The 20,815-nt window shown below is 36.9% G+C and carries 20 protein-coding genes; 9 read left to right on the forward strand and 11 right to left on the reverse strand.

Annotated elements, in window-relative coordinates:
- Window positions 1-425 precede the first annotated feature (425 nt).
- Window positions 426-716: a metalloregulator ArsR/SmtB family transcription factor gene (locus tag N3F66_09400; GenBank protein MCX8124366.1), complete on the forward strand. Its 291-nt coding sequence runs from the start codon at window positions 426-428 to the stop codon at window positions 714-716.
- A complete protein-coding gene (locus N3F66_09405; protein ID MCX8124367.1) occupies window positions 706-2,301 on the forward strand; it encodes a hypothetical protein in 1,596 nt (531 codons plus the stop codon). Before N3F66_09400 ends, N3F66_09405 begins: the two co-directional genes overlap by 11 nt.
- Window positions 2,302-2,307: 6 nt before the next feature.
- Here N3F66_09405 and N3F66_09410 read toward each other — a convergent pair whose 3' ends face one another.
- From N3F66_09410 to N3F66_09430, 5 genes are all read right to left on the reverse strand, one after another.
- Window positions 2,308-3,117, reverse strand: coding sequence for an exonuclease domain-containing protein (locus tag N3F66_09410; GenBank protein MCX8124368.1), 810 nt, complete (start codon window positions 3,115-3,117; stop codon window positions 2,308-2,310).
- Window positions 3,118-3,122: 5 nt separating this feature from the next.
- Window positions 3,123-4,043: a UDP-N-acetylmuramate dehydrogenase gene (gene murB, locus N3F66_09415; protein ID MCX8124369.1), complete on the reverse strand. Its 921-nt coding sequence runs from the start codon at window positions 4,041-4,043 to the stop codon at window positions 3,123-3,125.
- Window positions 4,044-4,339: 296 nt separating this feature from the next.
- Window positions 4,340-5,221 carry a hypothetical protein gene (locus tag N3F66_09420; GenBank protein ID MCX8124370.1) on the reverse strand — a complete coding sequence of 294 codons (882 nt, stop codon included), beginning with the start codon at window positions 5,219-5,221 and terminating at the stop codon, window positions 4,340-4,342.
- A 43-nt stretch (window positions 5,222-5,264) separates the two neighbouring features.
- On the reverse strand, window positions 5,265-6,002 hold the full coding sequence (locus N3F66_09425; protein ID MCX8124371.1) for an ABC transporter ATP-binding protein: 738 nt from the start codon (window positions 6,000-6,002) through the stop codon (window positions 5,265-5,267).
- Window positions 6,003-6,011: 9 nt separating this feature from the next.
- Complete coding sequence (locus N3F66_09430; protein MCX8124372.1) at window positions 6,012-7,295, reverse strand: ABC transporter permease; 1,284 nt, start codon at window positions 7,293-7,295, stop codon at window positions 6,012-6,014.
- 176 nt (window positions 7,296-7,471) lie between these two features.
- Here N3F66_09430 and N3F66_09435 point away from each other — a divergent pair, with 176 nt between their 5' ends.
- The 3 genes from N3F66_09435 to N3F66_09445 all read left to right on the forward strand — a co-directional run bounded on the left by N3F66_09435 (window position 7,472) and on the right by N3F66_09445 (window position 10,464).
- Window positions 7,472-8,248, forward strand: a complete 777-nt coding sequence (locus N3F66_09435; GenBank protein MCX8124373.1) for a hypothetical protein — start codon at window positions 7,472-7,474, stop codon at window positions 8,246-8,248.
- 140 nt (window positions 8,249-8,388) lie between these two features.
- Complete coding sequence (locus tag N3F66_09440; protein MCX8124374.1) at window positions 8,389-9,384, forward strand: RNA polymerase sigma factor RpoD/SigA; 996 nt, start codon at window positions 8,389-8,391, stop codon at window positions 9,382-9,384.
- Between the two features lie 9 nt (window positions 9,385-9,393).
- Entirely contained in the window at window positions 9,394-10,464 is a 1,071-nt protein-coding gene (locus tag N3F66_09445; protein ID MCX8124375.1) for a hypothetical protein, read from the forward strand.
- On the opposite strand, the gene N3F66_09450 is transcribed toward N3F66_09445, so the two are convergent.
- From N3F66_09450 to N3F66_09465, 4 genes are read right to left on the reverse strand one after another with little or no spacing between them, the layout of a single operon-like run.
- Window positions 10,412-11,284 (reverse strand): glycosyltransferase, encoded by an 873-nt coding sequence (locus tag N3F66_09450; GenBank protein ID MCX8124376.1) that lies wholly within the window; start codon window positions 11,282-11,284, stop codon window positions 10,412-10,414. The two genes, N3F66_09445 and N3F66_09450, sit on opposite strands and share 53 nt — an antisense overlap.
- Before the next feature lie 3 nt (window positions 11,285-11,287).
- On the reverse strand, window positions 11,288-11,971 hold the full coding sequence (locus N3F66_09455; protein ID MCX8124377.1) for an MlaD family protein: 684 nt from the start codon (window positions 11,969-11,971) through the stop codon (window positions 11,288-11,290).
- Between the two features lie 11 nt (window positions 11,972-11,982).
- The gene (locus N3F66_09460) at window positions 11,983-12,750 is read right to left on the reverse strand and encodes an ATP-binding cassette domain-containing protein (protein ID MCX8124378.1); all 768 of its coding nucleotides are present in this window, start codon (window positions 12,748-12,750) and stop codon (window positions 11,983-11,985) included.
- A gap of 2 nt (window positions 12,751-12,752) precedes the next feature.
- Window positions 12,753-13,550, reverse strand: a complete 798-nt coding sequence (locus N3F66_09465) for an ABC transporter permease (GenBank protein MCX8124379.1) — start codon at window positions 13,548-13,550, stop codon at window positions 12,753-12,755.
- An 85-nt stretch (window positions 13,551-13,635) separates the two neighbouring features.
- On the opposite strand from N3F66_09465, the gene N3F66_09470 reads away from it, so the two are divergent.
- Window positions 13,636-15,102 (forward strand): putative glycoside hydrolase, encoded by a 1,467-nt coding sequence (locus N3F66_09470; protein ID MCX8124380.1) that lies wholly within the window; start codon window positions 13,636-13,638, stop codon window positions 15,100-15,102.
- Window positions 15,099-15,908, forward strand: a complete 810-nt coding sequence (locus tag N3F66_09475; protein ID MCX8124381.1) for a class I SAM-dependent methyltransferase — start codon at window positions 15,099-15,101, stop codon at window positions 15,906-15,908. The genes N3F66_09470 and N3F66_09475 overlap by 4 nt, the downstream gene beginning before the upstream one ends.
- A gap of 14 nt (window positions 15,909-15,922) precedes the next feature.
- On the opposite strand, the gene N3F66_09480 is transcribed toward N3F66_09475, so the two are convergent.
- Entirely contained in the window at window positions 15,923-16,405 is a 483-nt protein-coding gene (locus tag N3F66_09480) for a hypothetical protein (protein MCX8124382.1), read from the reverse strand.
- A 92-nt stretch (window positions 16,406-16,497) separates the two neighbouring features.
- Window positions 16,498-18,063 carry a B12-binding domain-containing radical SAM protein gene (locus N3F66_09485; protein ID MCX8124383.1) on the reverse strand — a complete coding sequence of 522 codons (1,566 nt, stop codon included), beginning with the start codon at window positions 18,061-18,063 and terminating at the stop codon, window positions 16,498-16,500.
- A gap of 122 nt (window positions 18,064-18,185) precedes the next feature.
- On the opposite strand from N3F66_09485, the gene N3F66_09490 reads away from it, so the two are divergent.
- Together N3F66_09490 and N3F66_09495 are read left to right on the forward strand one after the other, a co-directional pair.
- Entirely contained in the window at window positions 18,186-19,985 is a 1,800-nt protein-coding gene (locus tag N3F66_09490) for a long-chain fatty acid--CoA ligase (protein ID MCX8124384.1), read from the forward strand.
- Window positions 19,986-20,220: 235 nt separating this feature from the next.
- Window positions 20,221-20,814: a TetR/AcrR family transcriptional regulator gene (locus tag N3F66_09495; GenBank protein MCX8124385.1), complete on the forward strand. Its 594-nt coding sequence runs from the start codon at window positions 20,221-20,223 to the stop codon at window positions 20,812-20,814.
- Window position 20,815: the final 1 nt, after the last annotated feature.

Here is a 20,815-nt window from a genome sequence, read left to right on the forward strand (position 1 = left end):
TTTATCTCCTTCCATCTATAAAATTGTAACACTATCGCAATGAAATGTCAAGCCAATATACACTGGCAGTGCCACTGTGTGCTCTTTGTTTTGCTACAGCCCGTACATCCCATTACCGTGTTTATATATACAAACGCTTTGTAATTAAAAATTTTAAAAAATTTTTTTATTTTTTATATTTTTTTTCATAAAATACACATTATTGTATGCATTCTTTGCCGCTACAAGCCTTTGCAATGAAATAAAAATATTGACAAAAATACCTATATTGCTACTTTGTTATTAAACTGTTAAATAATTGTTTAATTAAAATCTTAATTTCTTTTTATTTTTCTGTATACCATCTTAGTGATTGTTTATTTTTGTAATGGTGTATGAAGCCAGAATTACTATATACTTATCCTCACACAGGGGGCTTGGGAACTATGATTTTTTCTGAAGAACAGGTTGGGTTTACCAGTGAACTTTTAAAGTCGATAGCTCATCCTATTAGGCTTAAAGTGTTATGCTTCTTAATGGATGGAGAAAAAACCGTTGGTGAAATTGAAAAGGAATTTGGATCAACTATATCAAATATATCCCAGCACCTTACTATCCTTCGCAAAATGAACATCATTCACCGGCGCAAGGAAGCTAATTTCATGTACTATTCCATCAGGGACGAACGCATCTTAAAGCTTATCTCAACTTTAAAAAATCTTTACTGTGCGCAATAAATGTGTTTTACTATCGCCTATTCTTTCTTTTGTTTTTATCCTGGATGTGTATGGCCTGCCGAAAGCTCTAACCATACAGGGAACTGTTATCTTTAATCAGGAATACATTGTACGTGCTGCCCACATTGACACAATCCCTGCCAGTAAGTTTACTTTTGGAGCTATCGCCAATGCTATAACAAAATTATACCATGACAATGGCTACACGCTTGCTCGTGTATTGCCAGTCAAGGAAACACTTGCCTCTATTACTGTGTATGTTGATGAAGGACGATTAAACCGCATTGTATTTAAAAACCTAAACAGCCTTGATACGCTTCGTATCCAATACGATTTTAAACTGCCCAACCGCATTTACCATAAACCAACGGTAGAAAACATACTTGAAGAGCTTAAAAAAAAATATGCAATTAAAAATTTTATTGTAACCGTTCAAGAGTCAAAAGATTACTCTAATGCACTGTTTCAGATTGATAGACTGCGAAGGCCCTTTGTAAATGGCAAGCTTCCCCTTTTGCCTACACTGCCACAAGTTCCGGATCCGCTATACGATTTAATTATCACCGTTGTTCCATATTCAGTTGAGGAATCAGGTGGTTTTAAATACGGTTTTGATACAAGTTTCAGCTTAGGGCTTATCCCATATGTAGTATATACACATCCTGGCTTTATTCAGGATGGCGATAGCTTCAGGGTAGGGTTTAAGACCGGATTCATGTACGGGCTCAATGGAAACTTTACCCAGCTACCATACAATACGTTTAATCAGGTGAAATCAACCTATAATTTTAAGCCATACATTGATGATCTTTTTATTCCCAGAGTTTCAGGTGAAATATACAACTCAAAAGCTGCCCGCAAAGATTTAGGGCTTGATCAGTATAACTATGTACGTGTTAATGCGCTTGCCGAACCAGGTTTTACCCCAATTGAGCAGCTGAAAGTATATCCTGGATACGGAGTTGAAAAAGTTTTCATAGTGCAGGCTGTAAAAAATCCCGATGCAACTGTACCACAGCCAAACATTGCACAGGATACCCAGGTGTGGCATTTTATTGGCATTAAGGCAGACATTGACCTTATCCCTTTTTCACTGAAAAACACTACCAGCCGAAAAATCACTCTTGAAGCGTACCGCTATCAAAATGCAACGCACTTTTATAAAGTAACTGTAGACACCACCTTCAAATTTGAATTTGTTAATTATGACCTGCTTGTATTCCAGGGTGATTATACCTATCTCAATGATCCTGTGCCTTTTTACTATGAGGAAGCTGTTTCTACACGAACGTTCAAAGGATTCATGGGAAGGGACTACCACACCACCCACATAGCACGTGCAACATTTGAATATGAAATTTCACTTCATAGAGATTTTATCTATGCTGGTGTATATAATGATTTCACTGCATTTAAAGGGAAATATCTTCTAAGCGGCACTCAAACAGGTATTGCGTATGGCATAAGTTTCCACTATGTTTTTTTTGAGCAGTTTGAGTTTTCACTATGGTGGGGCAAGGATTATTTACCGTCTAAAGAAGAATCAGGATATAATCTTAAATTTACACTGGCAAAGAAGTGGTAAATAGAACTATTGCACAACCGCAAGGATACGTGCTGTATTGAAATACCGTATTTCATTACGTAGATAGCAGTATGCCTGTATATAATTATTTCCACCCATTATAAAATAGCGCTGTGGCAAAATACTTCGTTCCACTATATTGCCTGAAGCATCCTTGTAGGTTATGGTGATGCGATAGCCAAGTGGTATTCTGCTGTCAGCTTGAATTTGGTTGCTTTTTGGCCCTAATGAGCTGATGCTGATAATGCCGCCATGATAGCGTTCTAGATCACGGATACACCAACTGTGCGCACCCAGCTTATCAAGAACCTTTTTGAACACTTCCATTGCTCCCTGCGCATCACTTAACGCATGGTGCGCATTAATGGAAATACCAAAGTATTTACATAAATTGCCAAGATTATAGCTTGGGAGCTTTTTAAAAGTCTTGCGTGCCAGATGCACAGTGTCAAATGCTTTTAGATCTGGTGTATTTTTATTGTGCTGGTGGTATGCTGAATCAATAAATGATAAATCAACACGGGGATTATGGATAACACAGTATGCATTACTGGTATAATTTTCTATTGTGTCAAATAATTCTGAAATAACTGGAGCTTCCTTCACCATATCGGTAGTAATACCATGAAAACGCGTGACATAAGGAGGAATTGGCTTAAGAGGGTTTACCAGTGTATAGAATGTATCTAAAACTCTGTCTAATGTAAACTGTATAATCCCAATTGACACTATCCTATCGATAATGGGGTTTAAACCGGTAGTTTCACAATCCAGTGCACAAAAAACAGTATCATGTAATAGTGTTGCAAATTCCATACAAATTAAAATTCCCCAATGAAACGAATCTCAGGCTCAAGATGAATGGAGTATAGTTTAAATACTGTTTCCTGTATAAACTCCACCAAATGCTTGATGTCCAGGGCGGTGGCTTTCCCTGTGTTAATAATAAAATTAGTATGAAGTTCCGACACTTTAGCACCACCAATACTGTACCCTCGCAACCCTGCATCATGAATCAGCTTCCATGAAGAGTGACCATCAGGATTTTTGAACACAGAGCCCGCTGACGGATAATCTAATGGATGTTTTGCCTTTCGCTCTCGTAAAATTTCTTTCACAGTTTGTTTTACTTCTTGAGGGTCTTTTGCGTAATGCAGTGTGCATTCTGCTTGTACTACGATTGCACCATGTGGCAAAAGGGATTTTCTATACAAAAATAATGAATCATTTGCAATGGTTAAAAGGTTTCCATTGCTGTCATAACATGTAATACGGGAAATAATATCTGCAAATGCACCCATATTGGTGCCAGCATTCATGATAACTCCGCCACCAATACAGCCAGGTATCCCCGCCATAAACTCCATACCTGCTAAACCATGCTCCAATGCTTCTTCAACAAAACGCTTTTTTGTTACACGGGCATCAACAACAACGCGCGTACTATCAAAAGCTATTGAACCAGCATCATCCTGAGTGCTCCCAATTCGTATAACAAGCCCACGTATTCCCCTGTCGCTTACCACAAGATTGGAGCCACCCCCAATTATTGTAATAGGCATATTATTTTGTTTGGCGATAGTTAGTATACATGGTATTGTTTCATTACTAAATGGCTCAATTAACATATCGGCAGGGCCACCTACTTTAAAAGTGGTAAACTGGCTCATGGGAGCATCTACATATAGCCTGCCATACTGCGAAAGCTCTTTAATAACATACTGTGAACTGGTTTGTCCCAATTTTAGCTACTCTCACCAAAATAAAATTCACTATTTTAATTACGGCCTGACCCGAAGTCTATTACTACAATCATCATTTATCTTACTACGTGGAGGTTAATTACAACACCTACTTTTTACATTATAACCCCTGGTTTAACAAAAAACTTGTACACATTGTAATTATTTGTGTACCAGCGCTCTTGACCAACCATGAGATTGCAAATTCTCATCTAATACAAAATAAATACCACTTCTAATAATGTTTTACTATGAAAATCAATAATATTTTCAAAAAAAGTGTGTAGTGGAAATCTCTATATAATTATAACCTGTAATTCTTCAGCAGCTTTTTTGGCCCCATCGGTATAAACATCACCAATCACCACAGGTATACCAGGTATGCCTAAGCATTTTTCAATTATTTTTGTTCGCTTCACGGCCCTTTCAACATCGGTTTTATCAACTACAACAGAAACCTCTGCTGCCAGAAAAACATTTTTTTCTTTATTGTGGCGCAAATAACCAGTTACTACTACATCAATCTTCAAGGCATCGTCGCGTTCATCATCCGTTATATTAGCTTTATTATTCAATATGGCATCATCAATAATGTTTGCTAATTCAATAGTATCAATCAATTTGCATCGTAAAATTAACTTTCCAAAATATGAGGGTGCCTTTTCTCTTACCTTGCGTTCAAAATTGTCCCCCTTCAAGCTACCAACATCATTTTTTAAACCTGCCACATCTTTTTTTACCCCAGCCATATCTTCTTTCAGCACAGCTACGTCTTCCTTGAGTACTGCCACATCTTCCTTTAATACTGCTACGTCTTCCTTGAGTACTGCTACGTCTTCTTTGAGTACCGCTACATCTTCCTTGAGTACTGCTACGTCTTCCTTCAGTATTTTAACATCTCCTTTCAAAGTTTCGATATCATTTCCCTGTTTCTCAACTGTTTGTTTCAATGGTTTAAATTCATTCTCTATGAAATTTTCATAGCGTTTTACAAACTCATCAAATTTTTTTGGCAATGCCAAAAGTTCATCAGTAAGAACAAGCTTTCTGAGTTCTTCTAACCAGTCGGGGTGTTTTTTCAAAACTGAAAGTAAATCCCAATACGACTTAATTTTTGCTTTTTTCATTTCTTCCATAGTTTTAAGATACCCATCCGACGACGTTTTGTCAACTATCATATCCTAACCTCCTGGTACACTTTTTGTTTATTTAAAATAAAAATTAATTTTTCTTTTTACTTTTTACTACTATCTTCTTTTGAGCTTTTTTTACCTTATGCCATGACATATTTGTATTAAAACCATTTTCAATTATTTTCCCACCTTCAAGATGGTACTGTACATTGCTTGCTTTTACAATACGCTCATCGTGTGTGGCAATTATTACCGATATACCCTTGTCATCACGCAGCCGTGCAAATAGCTTTAATATATCATTAGCTGTTGCTGTATCAAGATTACCGGTGGGCTCATCTGCCAGTATCAGTTTTGGCTCATTAATGATAGCTCGAGCTATCGCCACACGCTGCCGTTCACCTCCCGATAATGTGGTGGGGTTTCTGTCCAGTATATCTGTAATCTGCAGGTAGTTAGCCAGTTCCATAATTCTTTCATGAAGATTGCGCGTTTTTCGGTTAAGGATTGCCGGGAATGCAATATTGTCGTATGCCGAAATATCAGAAAAAAGATTAAAAAACTGAAAAACAAAACCTATATCCCTGTTTCTGAAACGTGACCGTTTCAAATCGCTCCATGTAAAGATATTATCACCCATAAAAAGCACAGTCCCCTCATTGGGTTGCAGTAATCCGGATATAACTCCCAAAAGGGTTGTTTTCCCCGAACCTGATTTGCCTGTTAATGCTGTTATGGTGCTTTCCTGCACCTCAAAACTTACATTATCCAGGACTTTGCGATCATCATACTGTACACTAACTGATTTTACCTGTAACAACGCCACGGTTATACCTCACTGTTTGCTTAATGCTTTAAAAAGATTCATATTGGATGCAAAAATAGCTGGAATTAAAGCTGACAGGGATGAAATAGCAACTGAAAAAAGAACTAACCCAACACATACCTTCATGCCAACAGGCTGAAGGCCAATACCACTTAATGCAGGCACCAGCGATGAAAGTTTGGCACCTGCAGCCTGAATTAAATATGCTCCTGCAATGTATCCAATAAAACCATACACTGCACCTATAAACGCTGCCTCAAGCATGAAAGTCATGATAATTCTGAATTTTGACACCCCTAAAATCCTGCGTAATGAAAAGCTATAGCTTCGGTTATAGATGATAATTAAATATGAATTGAATATCGATATAACAGTTAACACCAACAGGAAAAATCCAACAAAGATTGAAAATCCGTCTATTATACTCATTGCCTGGTTTGTTTTACTTGCTACTTCATCAAGTGAAGTAACTGCAAGTCCCATTGACTTTATCCTTTTTGTTACTTCAGGAAGTTTTTTCACATCCTTTACCTTGGCGTACAACCGTATATACAGAATTGGCTGAGTACTTTTAGTTTCAGATGCATACTGCGCTGCGATTTTATTTACGAATGTGTCTGGCACCACAATACCTGTTAAATTAAACAATGAAGAAAAAGAATGTATAACTGCCGGCACTTCAAATCTCTTTTTGGTTTCGATGCCTTTTGGCGTATCAATTATCAAAGTCAGTGGCAATCCTTTTAAAGTATCTTCATTAAACAAGGGCAGATTATTAATTGCAGCAAAATTGTTAAACATATCCAATGCTACCTGCGGTGCAATCACCGGTACCGGTTCATCCGGATAATACCTAAATGATTTATACCCTGGTACTTTATCTTTGATAAACTGCTGGCTTATTCCACAAATGGGGACATACGGTGCCCTTGATTTTCCCAGCAACTCTATCTTTATTTTTGTTGCTGCATTAATACAGGTAACAGTATAGACTGATGCAATGCTATCCATCTTGCGTATGGTTTTGACTTTTTCAGCAGAAATACTATTGATGGCATAGGATAACGTTGCTTCACCTGTTTTAGCTTTTGGTTCAATAATAATCTCGTTAATATCCAGTGATCCAAAAAGCCTCTTTTCAACAAAGTTTGTGACTGAATCGCGTAGTGAAAGATACAGCACCAAAAAAGCAATAAGTAAAATGATGCCAAAACTTGACAGCAGCGCTTTCCATATATTTTTTATTATCTCTTCAATGATTAATTGTGCGTTCCGAATAATGTACTGTAGCATAGCAATGTGTTACCTCTTTAAAGATTTTATAAGAGTTTCATTATATACATTTTACTGTGCAATACAAAATAAAAAATAATGCAAATATAAAAAAATTATTGCATTTTTATTTACTATCATACATATCTTCATAACAAAATTATAAAACTAAAGGCAGTGAAATAAAGATACCATATATGTCAAATAAAAAAACGATACTCTACATACTATCTATCACAGCATTTCTTTGTTGTGCATCATATACACCCGTTGAAAAGATCTATGAGGATAGCAAAATTGTAAAAATTATAACAAGGGATAAAAAAGGCATCACTGGCTGGTATATTATCAACTATGACACCACTAACAGGATTACAAGCATAAATAAGTACACACCAGACAAAAACACCCCAGTTACAAAAATTTTTCTTCAATACAGGGGTAAGCTTGTAAGCAGCTATACCATTTCTTCAACATCTCCCACAAGCGATACAGTGTTGTACCAGTCCACACATATCTTCAACTACACCACTGCAAATGAACTCAAGCGCGTAGATATTTCATTTAATAAACCGGCAAGCATAAAGCAGGCAGGAACAACCTTTATACGTATACAATATATCTATACCGACAAAATAGTAACAGGATTAAATATATCAGGGGATGCCTTAAGCTTTAAGATTTCATGTACTTTGAGCTATCGCAAAAATGCTATTGAAGCTATTAGTATTGATGAAAAGCGTTACAATAGTACATCAAAAAAATTTGAACAAGGTTTGAAAGGCACCTTATATGTTGATGAAGCACCACTATATTTTATTGATGAAATTACCGGTGCCAAAATAAAAGATACAAATAAGCTTTTTGCTATATATTCTGCAACATATATACGTGATGCCATTGCAAAACTATCGTTACAGCAAGGCAATGAACAAATAATTAATTATTTCCTTTTGTCCGATAGCTCATTATAATGATGATGTGTTGCTGAGATGGCATCCAACAGTGCACTATGTAAAAATATTTTTGCCTTGTAAAAATAACCATTGAATTTGATAATGTAACCTGAGTTAAGTTTTTACTACTTATTATAATGTAATCAATAGGGAGATGTATGCCTAAAAAATCTGGAGAAAAGCCCCAACTACCAACGATAGCATCTGCTCCTGAAAGCAGCCAGATTAAGAAATCTGATGTACAAGAAAAAGCAGGCGCTCTTCGTAAGCAAAAAAAAGTTGCAAAAAATAATAATGAAGCATTTAAAGCCAACTTTGATGATTTTACCGATTCATCAATATCCTGGTATTTAGAGCAGATTAATAAGATACCTCTTTTGACACGAGAAGAAGAAGACGCGCTTGCCCGCCGTGCACGCGCTGGTGACCAGAAAGCAAAAGATGAATTAATTAAAGCAAATTTGCGATTTGTAGTTTCAATTGCCAAAAAATATCAAACCAGTGGCATTTCACTCCTGGATTTAATCAATGAAGGCAATATGGGGCTTATAAAAGCTGCCGAACGATTTGACCCTGACAGGGGGTACCATTTTATTTCTTATGCAGTGTGGTGGATACGGCAAGCAATACTCCTTGCTATCTCCCAAAAAACTTCACTTATACGGCTGCCATTAAACAGAACAGCCGATATGCAAAAAATTGACAAAGTCCATAAAACACTTGAAAGCAAGCTTGGCCGTGAACCAACCCCTGCTGAAATTGCTGAAGAGCTTGACATGGACAATGATGAAATTAATCATCTGCGCAATATCACCCAGGAATTTGTGTCATTAGATGCCACAATAGGCAATTCAGAAGATAATACTGTGTTAAGCCTTGTTGAGGACCTCAAAGTTGAATCACCTGATAAAAAAGTGTTTGATGAATCACTGAAAGAAGCACTGAATGAAGTGCTTGACACATTGACACCATCCGAGCGAGAAATACTAAAATTGCGGTATGGATTGGATGGCAATGAGCCAATGTCATTACAGCAAATAGGCGAACGCTTCAAACTTTCAAAGGAACGCATTCGCCAGATTGAAAAGAAAGCTATACGTAAACTTAGGTTGCCTTCCCGCAGCCAGAAATTAAAAAGCTTTTTGACGGATTGACAGAGAGCTATGAGATATGCAGCTATTGGTTTAGTGGTAGGGATACTACTGGGTTTTGCTCCTGTTTTTGTTACCCATACAGGTTTTGTGCTTACTCCATTGTGGTATGGTTCAATTAAAAATGTGCAGACAATAGAATCTGATCCCACAGCACCTCCTTTGACATCGTTTGCCGTCACTATAGATAGTGGATATTATCACCTGTCCTCCAATGGTTCACTTAAAAAATACATCTATAGCGGTGATGCCTTTATTAAACCTACCAGTGATGGCAATTTTTATGTTATGTATAAAAAAGTAGGTAATGATATAGCTATGTACAATGCAAGCGGTGAGTTTTTCTGGAAATTACCATCAACAGAATACCCGTATATTTCACCGGATGGATCAATAATTGTACTGCTTACAGCTGATGGGAGCTCAGCACGTATAGCTGATTTCAATGGCAATGTATATTCCAATCCTGAACTTAATGGACAATTTACAACAGCTGTTTCATTTTCACAAAAAGGCTCTTTTGCGGGAATTGGTTTCATTGATGGCCGATACTATATACTCAACAATAAAGGCCAGATTATTTTTAAGGGTGTATCACAATCATCAATGGTAATTAAGGGTATTGCCATTGACGATACAGGAAGCTATGCCCTTGTGCACTATGGCAACAGCAATAAAGATTATATACTTGGCATTAATATTCCCAAGCAAAAAAGTTTTACCTATGAGCTATCGGCACCACATTTTGTAAAAACATCCATGGCAATTAACCCTGACGGTAATGCAGTTTTCCTTGATTTTGATAGATTGCTTGAAATTGACATCAAAGGTAAAGATGTTGAAGTATACCAGATTATTAAGAAACGATACGGTCAATCGCAGATAACAAGCAATAATGACATCTTTATGCTGAGCTATCCAACCGAAGCTGGTGGCTCAGTATGGTATGTGTGGCAATGGGGCAAGGGTAAGTTGTACCAACGGGAATTTTTTGAAGAGCCATATCTCTATCATATACTATCAGGCCCTATCATTCTGCTACAAGGTCAAGATACACTTCTGTGCTTTGCCTATCAAAGGTAAGCCACTGTACAACTTTTTCCACCTTTTGCATAAGTGATCTATTTGAACGCTTCTTTGCCCCCTGATACAGCACAGCACATTTTTGCAGCGCAACCTCTACTGTTTTATTATAGTAAGTGGGTGGCAACATTACTCCATACTGAGCAAGCAATTTACACAGTGCATACACTCTGAAACGGTCCATGCCCCACAGTGATGCGGAGAGCTGGTCGTTGTGTCCACCATATTTTACTATTAATTTTTTGTTAATAAAACCAATATAGTATTGCCATGCAACTCTCAGCCAAAGATCATAATCCTCACATACCGGTAAAAGTTCATCAAATAAGCCAACCTTTTCAAACACTGACCTGTGTACAACAACTGCCGAAGGGCTTACTTTGCACATATACAGGCAATCCTCAAATATATAGCCCTCTTTTTTCTGATGCTTTTTCATTGGATTAACACGTCTGCCTTTACGGATCCACACTTCATCAGTCTGATGAATCATAACATTGGGATGTGCCTGTATAAATTCATATTGCAAAGCCAGCTTTTCAGGCAGCCATACATCATCAGAATCAAGAAACGCAATCCACTCTCCTTTGGCATTGGTTATACCAACATTGCGTGCTTTGCTTACGCCACTGTGCTGTATATAACAATACTGTATTTTTTTTTCATAAGGCGATAGTAACCGGGAAGTATTATCCATTGAACCGTCATCAACTACTATACATTCAAAGTCGGTAAATATTTGGCAAAGTACCGAATCAAGCGCACGAGTAATGCAATGTGCTCTGTTGTAGGTGGGAATCACAACCGAGAAAAACGGCATTGATTATTTTTCACCTTTGAACAAAAACTTCACGGGATGCTTTTTAAGTTCAATAGAAATTTCATTCATGGTCTTTGCCGTTTCACGGAACGATGCCATGATAGCCAAAATATCTTTTTGTGAATCCTGCAATACTGAACTAATTGTTTCCACACTCTTTGAAAGGTTGGCAACCAAACTTCGGATATTACCTTTGCTTTCCAGCGATATATCCTGAATAACTGCAACAGTATTAGTTAGTGTTGCCAAAAGCTGGTGGACATCCTGTACTATTGTGTCAAGGCTTACATACTCAACGCCTTCTATAACGGCACCAGGTTTCAGTAGCTCTACCTTTTTTGAGGGATTTCTGATTTCTATGATAGTATCACCAATGATGTTCTGATTCATAATAATGGCTGAACAGTCCTCATACAGATCAATTTCCTTTTTTATTCGCAACAGTGCTAGAAAATGTAAAGTTGGTTTATATACGGGAATAATATCCACAACTCTGCCAACTGTATACCCTTTTATTTTTACCTGTGTACCATTTTTTATTGATGAAATATTATCAACTTTCATATACACATCAATGGTTGATGTTGCAAATGAGTAGCCCAATTTAAGGACAACAAACACAAGCAGTATTACCAAAGGAAAAAGAACAAATATGGCTACCCTTATTTCATTTTTTTCTAATTTCATGGTTCTTGCTCCTAACGTAACGTCATTGGTCCATACGGCAATACATTAACAAATTGCTTTACATACTCATTATCAAACTTTTCAAATTCTTCTTTTGTTCCATCAAACACAATGCTACCCTCATGGAGCATAATGAATCGTGTTGCAATATCAATATACACTAACGGCTGATATGTGGCAACTATAACGGTTTTATTTGGCGCAAACGCTCTGTTGCGTAATGCCTGCAAAAAAATCTGAGCATTCCACAGACATTGCCCTTCAAGCGGATGTTCAATCAAAAGCATATCAGGATCAAGGGCGATAGCTCTGGCAAATGCAGTCCTCAGCATTTCAGATTGCGTGAGCATAACTGGCCGCAAATTCATGCAGTGCGATAAATGCAGGTAGACTATAAGAGCATCAACAAGTTCATGTATTGCCTTTTCTGACAAATCAGTATGGTATCGTAGTGGCAGTGCTATGTTTTCATATACAGTCATATTGCTGATGAGTGCATACCCACGCTGAAGATACCCAAATATTTTTCTGAAATTATGGACCTCAACAAAATCCATATTTTTAATATTCTGCCCCTTATAGAGTATTTGGCCGCTATAATCTTCAAGCGCATGAGCAAGCAGCGGACAAATAAAATCAACACCACTGTCCTCGGCACCAAAAAATACAACATCTTCACCCAGACATAGTGTAAATGACACATTCTGTAGTTTTTGTTTGCCATCCTCAATAGTAACATTTCTGACTTCAATCAGTTGTTTTGTTGTTATATCTTCCATAATTAAAAATAGAACAATACAGATATTACTGCATTGATAATAAAAATTACCAATAAGGTCCTGATAACTGCCTTGGAAACAAAAATAGGTATCTCAAAGCTTGACTTAGGCTTTAATCCATAATAACAGCAGATCAGTGGTATCAGTATACCATAAATTACACTTTTAGTGATAGTTACTAGCAAATCGTTAAATGTGAATGCATCTAGTAATGTCTGCATAAATGTACCCATAGGGATATAGACACTGGTAAGAGCTATCAAATATCCCCCAAAGAATGCAATGACATCAAAAATAATTATCAGCGTGAATATTGCTGCAAATGATGCAACTATGCGTGGCAGTATGATATACATACGTGTGTCAATACCCATAAGCTCAAGCGAAAGAATCTCTCTATTCTGTGTTTGTGTGGCTATCTCAGCAGCAATAGCAGAACCAGAGCGTGCAACAACTATGAGCGCTGTCACCAGTGGGCCAAGCTCTCGTGCAATTATTATCACAAGAAGATTACCGATGAAGCTTTCAATACCATACTTAGGAAAATTGGTGGTTGCTTGGATAATAACTGTCGCCCCAAGTAATAATGCAATCCATGAAACAAGAGGCAATGCATCAATTCCAGTAAACCGTGTTTGATTAACCGCAATGGTATACAGTGAACGGATTTTAAGGTATCGTAATGAACGGAATGAACGTATAATAGCTTTCATATATGAGTGGAAATCAGCAATTCCCAGTATGATTGCTCTCAACCTTGAAGTAAAAGCTATAATATTTTTTTTTATAATCTGAACCATAGGAAAATTTTTATATTGAATTTATTTCATTGTTTTTGCAGTGTGATACTTAAAATTTTTCATTAAAAAAGTGAACAGTAAAACAATGGCACATAAGGTAAAAATCGTCAAGCTTGTTATAGCATTGTGCATTTTTTTGTTTATTGTTTTACAGTGGCAGTATATACAATATACTGCACATTACGTAAAAGGGTATTACAGGTCAGTTAAAGATTTTCTTTTGACACCTGATACTGTATCAATTATCTACCCTACACGTTCATTGTACTATAAGCGACCGTATGCAACAGCACCCGCTTCTCTTTTACACAGCGGAAACATCCTTATGTACACAGCCCAAAAAGAAGAACATGTAGCAGATATTGCACAAAAGTTGATAGGATTTACCTACTATTACAAAGCATCACATTTGCAAAATGCTATAATAAAATTGAATGGCATCACTACTAAAACAATTGGGCCAGGTACTGTTTTAGTGATTCCCCATCCTTTGCCATTTATCACTATTGACCTTACTAAAAAGTCAATGACACAAATACCGTATGTCAAAGGAGTTTACTATTCTGGCAACAGCCTTGCAAGCAAAAAGATGATGCAGCAGCTATCGCAATTAAAACATGCTGGCATTAATTGCGTTGTGTTTGATGTCAAGGATGTGTGTGGTACAGTGAATTATAAAAGCCATGTCCCCATGGTAGTGGAACTTAACACTCATGAAAAACGGCCTATTGATGATATTGTTACCCTTATACGAAACTTTAAGGAATTAGATTTGTACGTGATAGCCCGTATTGCAGTGTTCCGTGATCATCTTTTAGCTACAAAAAGCCCTGAAATGGCAATAAAATCAAAACGAACTGGTGGTATATGGAATCAAGGCACGAAAGAATTATGGGTGGATCCAACAAAACAGAGTGTGTGGGACTACAACATTGCTTTAGCCTGCGAAATTGCTACATTGGGTGCTGATGAAGTACAGTTTGATTATATACGATTCCCTGTTTCTGGCGATCTTTCAGATGCACAATTTGCTAATGAATTTGGTAATAAATCAAAGATTGAAATCATAACGGAGTTTTTAGCAAAAGCAAAAAATGAATTGCATAAGCTTAATACTGCAGTTTCTATCGACATATTTGGTGTTACCGCATGGCAAAAGGAAGAGGATGTAAATAAATTAGGACAAAAAATCCAGTTTTTGGCAAAAAACTGTGATGTGATTTCGCCAATGCTGTATCCTTCACATTTCAATGACAACTTTGATGGATATGCTAATCCGGGTGATGAACCATATTATTTTATTGCAACCGGTAACAAAAAAGTAATGGCGATAGCTCCTAATATACTAGTCCGGCCATGGTTACAAGCATTCAAATGGCGTGTAAGCAATTACAATGAAGATTATATACTTGCACAGGTAAAAGCCTGTATTGATACAAACACGTATGGGTATCTATTTTGGAATGCATCCAATGATTATAGTATGGTGTATAAAGCATTTATGAAAAAGATCAATAGCAATATTAAAAACATACAGAGGAATAGTAAGTGATAGTTAATAGTAAGGATTTTTTAAATGACTATATAAAAGTATGGGACGATGGCGCTGTCAAAGATGCTCCGTTTATTACCCTTGGCCTTGAAGCAGTACTTACCGATTACTATGGCAACCTTCTGGATGCACCACCACCTTTTGATGTTAGTCCCGGGGAAAAAATACTTGATTTGGGTTGCGGATGGGGGCGTGTGTTAAAACCAGTTCGTGCTATTACTGACAATGCTGTGGGGCTTGACATATCTTTCAAGATGCTTACCGCCGCTTTTAATCATTTACAGCACCATAATCTCCCCACTCCACTTATTAGAGGTGATGGAACCGCGCTGCCATTCAAAGACAATACCTTTGATACAGTGTATTCACTTTTAGTACTACAACATCTTTCTAAAGAAAATGGGAAAAAGGTAATTGAGGAAATTCACCGCGTATTAAAACCGGGAGGGAAAGCATTTATCAGGGTCCCATCACGGTTTGCTCCAGAAAACCTGTTAATGGCTTTTTTGCAAATGATAAGCATTTATATATTGGGATACAAAGATCCTATCAGAATGCGTTTCTACCGTATTGGTGAGATCAATGCACTATGCCAACCATTATTCTCCAAAGTTGAAATCACTGCACATGAATTTAGACCACCATGGAACTTTCATACACCATGGACATGGCACTATATTATTATCCCTAAACGTTTCCACAAACGGTTGCGAGAGCTATCGGACAAAATTGAAAACAGAGCAAACAATAAAAGTCCCTGGCTTAAGCACTTTGGTGTCACATTGATGATTAAAGTGGTAAAGTAACGCGCGTTAAAAAGCTACCACATAGCGAATTTGTCAGGACTTTTTGTTATTTTTTTCAATATTTTAAGGGGTAATCCCCAATAGACACAGTAACTGAATATATTTTCTTCAGTGGTAATTTCATAGTGATAGTTAGCATATAGATAGTTATCGGTATTTTGTTTCTCTAAAACATTATTAACAAATTCTTGAAAAAAATTCTCGATACCAAATTCAATAATCTTAGCCAAGGACATCTTCCCAAATTTTTTCAAATCAAGGATTATTTCATAATCATATGGATTTAACATAATATGAATTCTTTGCCAACTACAAGCACCATTTCTTTTGCGATATGAAATCCTTTTGTTTACTGCAAATGATATTTTTTGATTTTCCGCAATATATCGCAAAAATGAAGTCAAAAGTACTGAAGAATTACGTTTGTATTTTTTAGTACAACAGTTCAAAATTATAAAATGCTCCTTAGATATACACGTGGTAGTTTCACACTTCATAAAAAACCTCCGCTATGCTTTGTTTCTTAACAATATACAAAATAGCTTAACAACTTATCCAAATGAATCTTTATAGCACTTAATAAATTATCTTATGTCCATATTGGATAAATCTTATTTTCTCTATATATAAAATCAATACATCGTAAATTAATAAGACGTTCAACCTCATTTATAATTTCTTCTTTTGGGAATTTAGTCTTTTGCAACAAATATTCAACAAATTCTTTCTTTGCATCAACAGGAACACCATTTTCAACACCAGGATAATCTTCTACAAGCCTGTCCAATATCATATCACGTACTATTTCAAATGAACGTATATTGCTGATTAATTCCTGTTCCTTGTCGGTAAGTGTCTGGCATTGCTTTAGTTTTTCGCCCAATGATAAAATATATGCCTTTATGCTGCCATTGAACCTATCAACAATTTCATTAATCTTTTCTGCTGTAACCCACGGTGTAACCGATACCGCTCTGTTAGCATCGTACAGATCCCAGTCATTGGTCAAAATTTCAATTTCATAATAATCTTTCATTTCACGAACTTCAGTACCAGGAAACGGTGCCAGCACATGGAAACCGTAATTGTCGCTCAACTCTTTTGCAAACTCCAATGTCTTTTTTATAGTTTCTTCTGTTTCACCTGGCAATCCCAGAATGTACGATGTCATAGGGCTTATACCAACCTTCTTGCACATTTCAACAGCCTGTTTACACTTTTCAAGTGTTATCTTTTTCTTAACTTTATCCAGGATTTCCTGATTGCCGCTTTCAATACCAAAACAAAGCATTGTACAACCAGCTTCTTTCATATGCTCTAATAATTCCAGATTTACAGTATCAACGCGGGCAAATGCAGTCCAGGGGTGTTGTATACCGCGCCTTACAATTTCTTTACACACCTCTATGCAGCGGCTTTTATTTGAAGTAAATAAATCATCAACAATGTTAATCTGCTTAAACTTCATTGTGGCAAGCATTGCAAATTCATTCACAACACGGTCTGTATCAAAATACCTCACCTTTCTACCCACCATCTTACTGCCAACACAAAAAATGCAGTTAAACGGACAACCGCGTGATGTCATCATATTAATGGGAAATCCTAGTGCACGGTATTTTGAAAGCTCAACCAAATGCCTTGCAGGGTAAGGGAGAATATTAATATCTGGGATGAAATCCCTGTTAGGATTGTGAACAATTGTATTATCATTATCACGGTAAGAAATGCCTGCAATATCAGGATATGTACTTTTATCATATAGGTGCGACAGTAACTGATGAAATGTCAACTCACCTTCACCCCTTACAATTACATCTATATAAGGGTGGTGGAGCAGTATATTGTGTGCATCAAACGTTGCATGCGGTCCACCAAGAACTGTAACAAGGTCAGGATTAACTTGTTTATATATCTGCAAAATTGATAACGCCTTCTTTATGTTCATAGTTACACCGGTTGAACCTACAACATCTGGTGCAAACGTTGACATAATGCTTTTCACTCGTTGTTCTGAAAATCTATTAACTATATAATCTTCTATTTTTACTTCAATGTTTTTGTCTTCCAGATATGCAGCTAGTGCCATAAGCCCAAATGGTGGCGATGGAGATTCCTCAAAAGGGTATGGCGGGTTAATGAGCAATACTTTCATAGTGTTCCTTGTAATTATTATATTTTTAAATTGTATTGGCAGTTAAGACATTACGAAAACTAACAAAATTTAGCAATATTTTTTTGTAAAAATATAGTCCGTAGGGCATAAAGTTTACAAGATTGGAAACTCCCATTGTTTTAGACATTTTTAAAGATGGTGTAAAGAAATATGGCAATAAAATTTTGTTAAACCGTCATAACGGCACACAGTGGGAATCTTTCACCTGGAATCAGGTTGATGCTATGGTCAAAGCATTAGCATCGTATTTCATTGAACTAGGAATAAAACCAGGTGATGTTGTCTCAATCTATTCAGAAAACCGCCCAGAATGGGCAATCGCAGATCTTGCAACGCTTTCAATTGGTGGAATTGATGCAGCAATTTACCCAACCAATTCTGCCCCTGAAGCTGCATATATTCTAAAAGATTCTTCATCTGTAGTATGCGTGTGTTCATCAAAATTCCAGACAGATAATGTCCTTTCTAAAAAAAGTGAACTGCCTAACCTAAAGAAGATTATCGTATGCGATGATCTACATTATGATGATGGACTGGTTATCACATTTAAAGAAGCAATACAGAAAGGCAATTCAAAATTACATTTAGAAGAGATAGATACGCGGACAAAGAATATAAAACCAGACGATGTTATGACATTAATCTATACTTCTGGTACCACTGGCGACCCAAAAGGCGTTATGCTCACACATAAAAATATTATGTTTATTTGCCTTACTTTTAACAAAGTGGAAAATCTACCTGAAGGTTTTGTCCACTTATCCCTTCTTCCTCTTTCGCATTCAGTTGAACGCACAATGGATTATTATAGTGTGTTGGAACGTGGAGCTGTCATTTATTACAGCCGTGGTACAGAATACTTTGCCGAAGAACTAAAAGAAATTCGCCCTCAATGCGATATCTTGGTCCCCCGTGTCTTTGAAAAAATCTACAACGGAGTTATGGCAAAAGTAAAAGAAATGCCTGAGAAAAAGCAAAAGGTATTTAACTGGGCACTATCGGTAGGACTACAGGCAGCACCATATTTTATGGCAGCAAAGCGAAAACCCCCGCTACTTGCATTAAAATATGCAATTGCTGACAAGCTCATTTTCTCAAAATTAAAAAATGCTCTTGGCCTTGACCGTGTTATCTGCTGGGGAGCTGCCGGCGCTCCACTTGCAAAGGAAATTCATGATTTCTTCTGGGCAATGAACATACAGGTGCGCAAGGGATATGGCTTAACAGAAACTTCGCCGGTACTGGCTGTCGACGGATCACCAAAATTGCGTCCCATAAAATCTGACGGATGGATATCGCCATTCCCTGAAACACAGATAAAAATTGCTGATGATGGCGAAATTTTAGCCAAAGGCCCTCAACTTATGAAGGGCTATCTCAACAAGCCCGAAGCTACAAAGGAAATGTTTACTGAAGATGGCTGGATAAAAACAGGTGATATCGGTGTTCTTGATCATGAAGGATACCTCAAAATTACCGATCGCAAAAAAGACATCATTGTAACAGCAGGCGGGAAAAATATTGCGCCTCAGGTTATTGAATCACGTTTTCTCATCCACCCATTTGTTGAACAAATTGCCATTGTTGGTGATGCACGAAAATATATCGTTGCTCTGATTGTGCCAAATTTTGACACCCTCAAACAATGGTCAGCTACGCAGGGCATCACTGCAACAAGCAACAGTGAACTGGTGAAACACCCTGAAGTACGCAAAAAATATGAATCAGTTGTGAACGAAGTGAATCAGGAGTTTGGCAGAGTTGAACAGGTTAAACAATTTACTCTCCTTGACCAGCCATTCTCTCAGGAAACAGGCGAATTGACTCCAACACTCAAAGTCAAGCGTAAAGTCATCCAGAAGAAATATGCAGACTTAATTGAAGAAATGTATAAAGAGTAGATTTTTAGGCGGGGCAACCCGCCTAAAATTTATATGCTCTGACCCCAATTAATAACCCAGAGTTCGCTGAGCAGGCTGAGTTTGAAAGATTAGAGTTTTTTTTTAGCTCTGCGTTCACTGCGTGAATCTAATTATGCTCTGACCCCATTTTTTTTAAAAAATTATACTCTCATATTGACGAAGTAGCAAATTATTGCTATATTGATAAGTACGAACGTTCGTTCAGAGGTGGAGCATGAGCAATCTAACTACTGATAAACGTCAACAGATACTTGATGTAGCCAAGGAACTTTTTGCCACAAAAGGCTATTCAGCCACTGGCATTCGTGAAATAGCCGAAAAAGCGGGGCTTTCATTAGGCAATTTCTACAACTATTTTAAAAATAAAGAGGATTTGTTTAAAAATTTGCTTGAGCCTGAAAATATTCTACAACATCTTTCTGACATAAAACAAATGCTAGATAGTCGCTTCCCCTTTAATTTTAAAGAGATACTCAAAGCAATAAAATCAGTGGTTGACAATGACTTTCATCTTTACCGGCTTATTTTTATTGATCTTACTGAATTTAACGGGCTCTACACTGACAGAATTCTTGATCGCATAATACAGGAAGCAACCACCACATTTAACACCAATGTAAAAAACGCTATTGTCGGCACTATTATAAAAGATGACGATTATCAATTTTACATAAAAGCATTTATTATTTCCACATTATCACTTTTGGTCATTGGGAAAATTTTGCCATCAGCTAATTTTAATGACAAATCCAATGATTATATTGCTGAAAAACTTTCTAATGTTATACTGCATGGAATAGTGCTATGAC

The organism is Spirochaetota bacterium (assembly GCA_026414805.1).
GTDB lineage: Bacteria > Spirochaetota > UBA4802 > UBA4802 > UB4802 > UBA4802.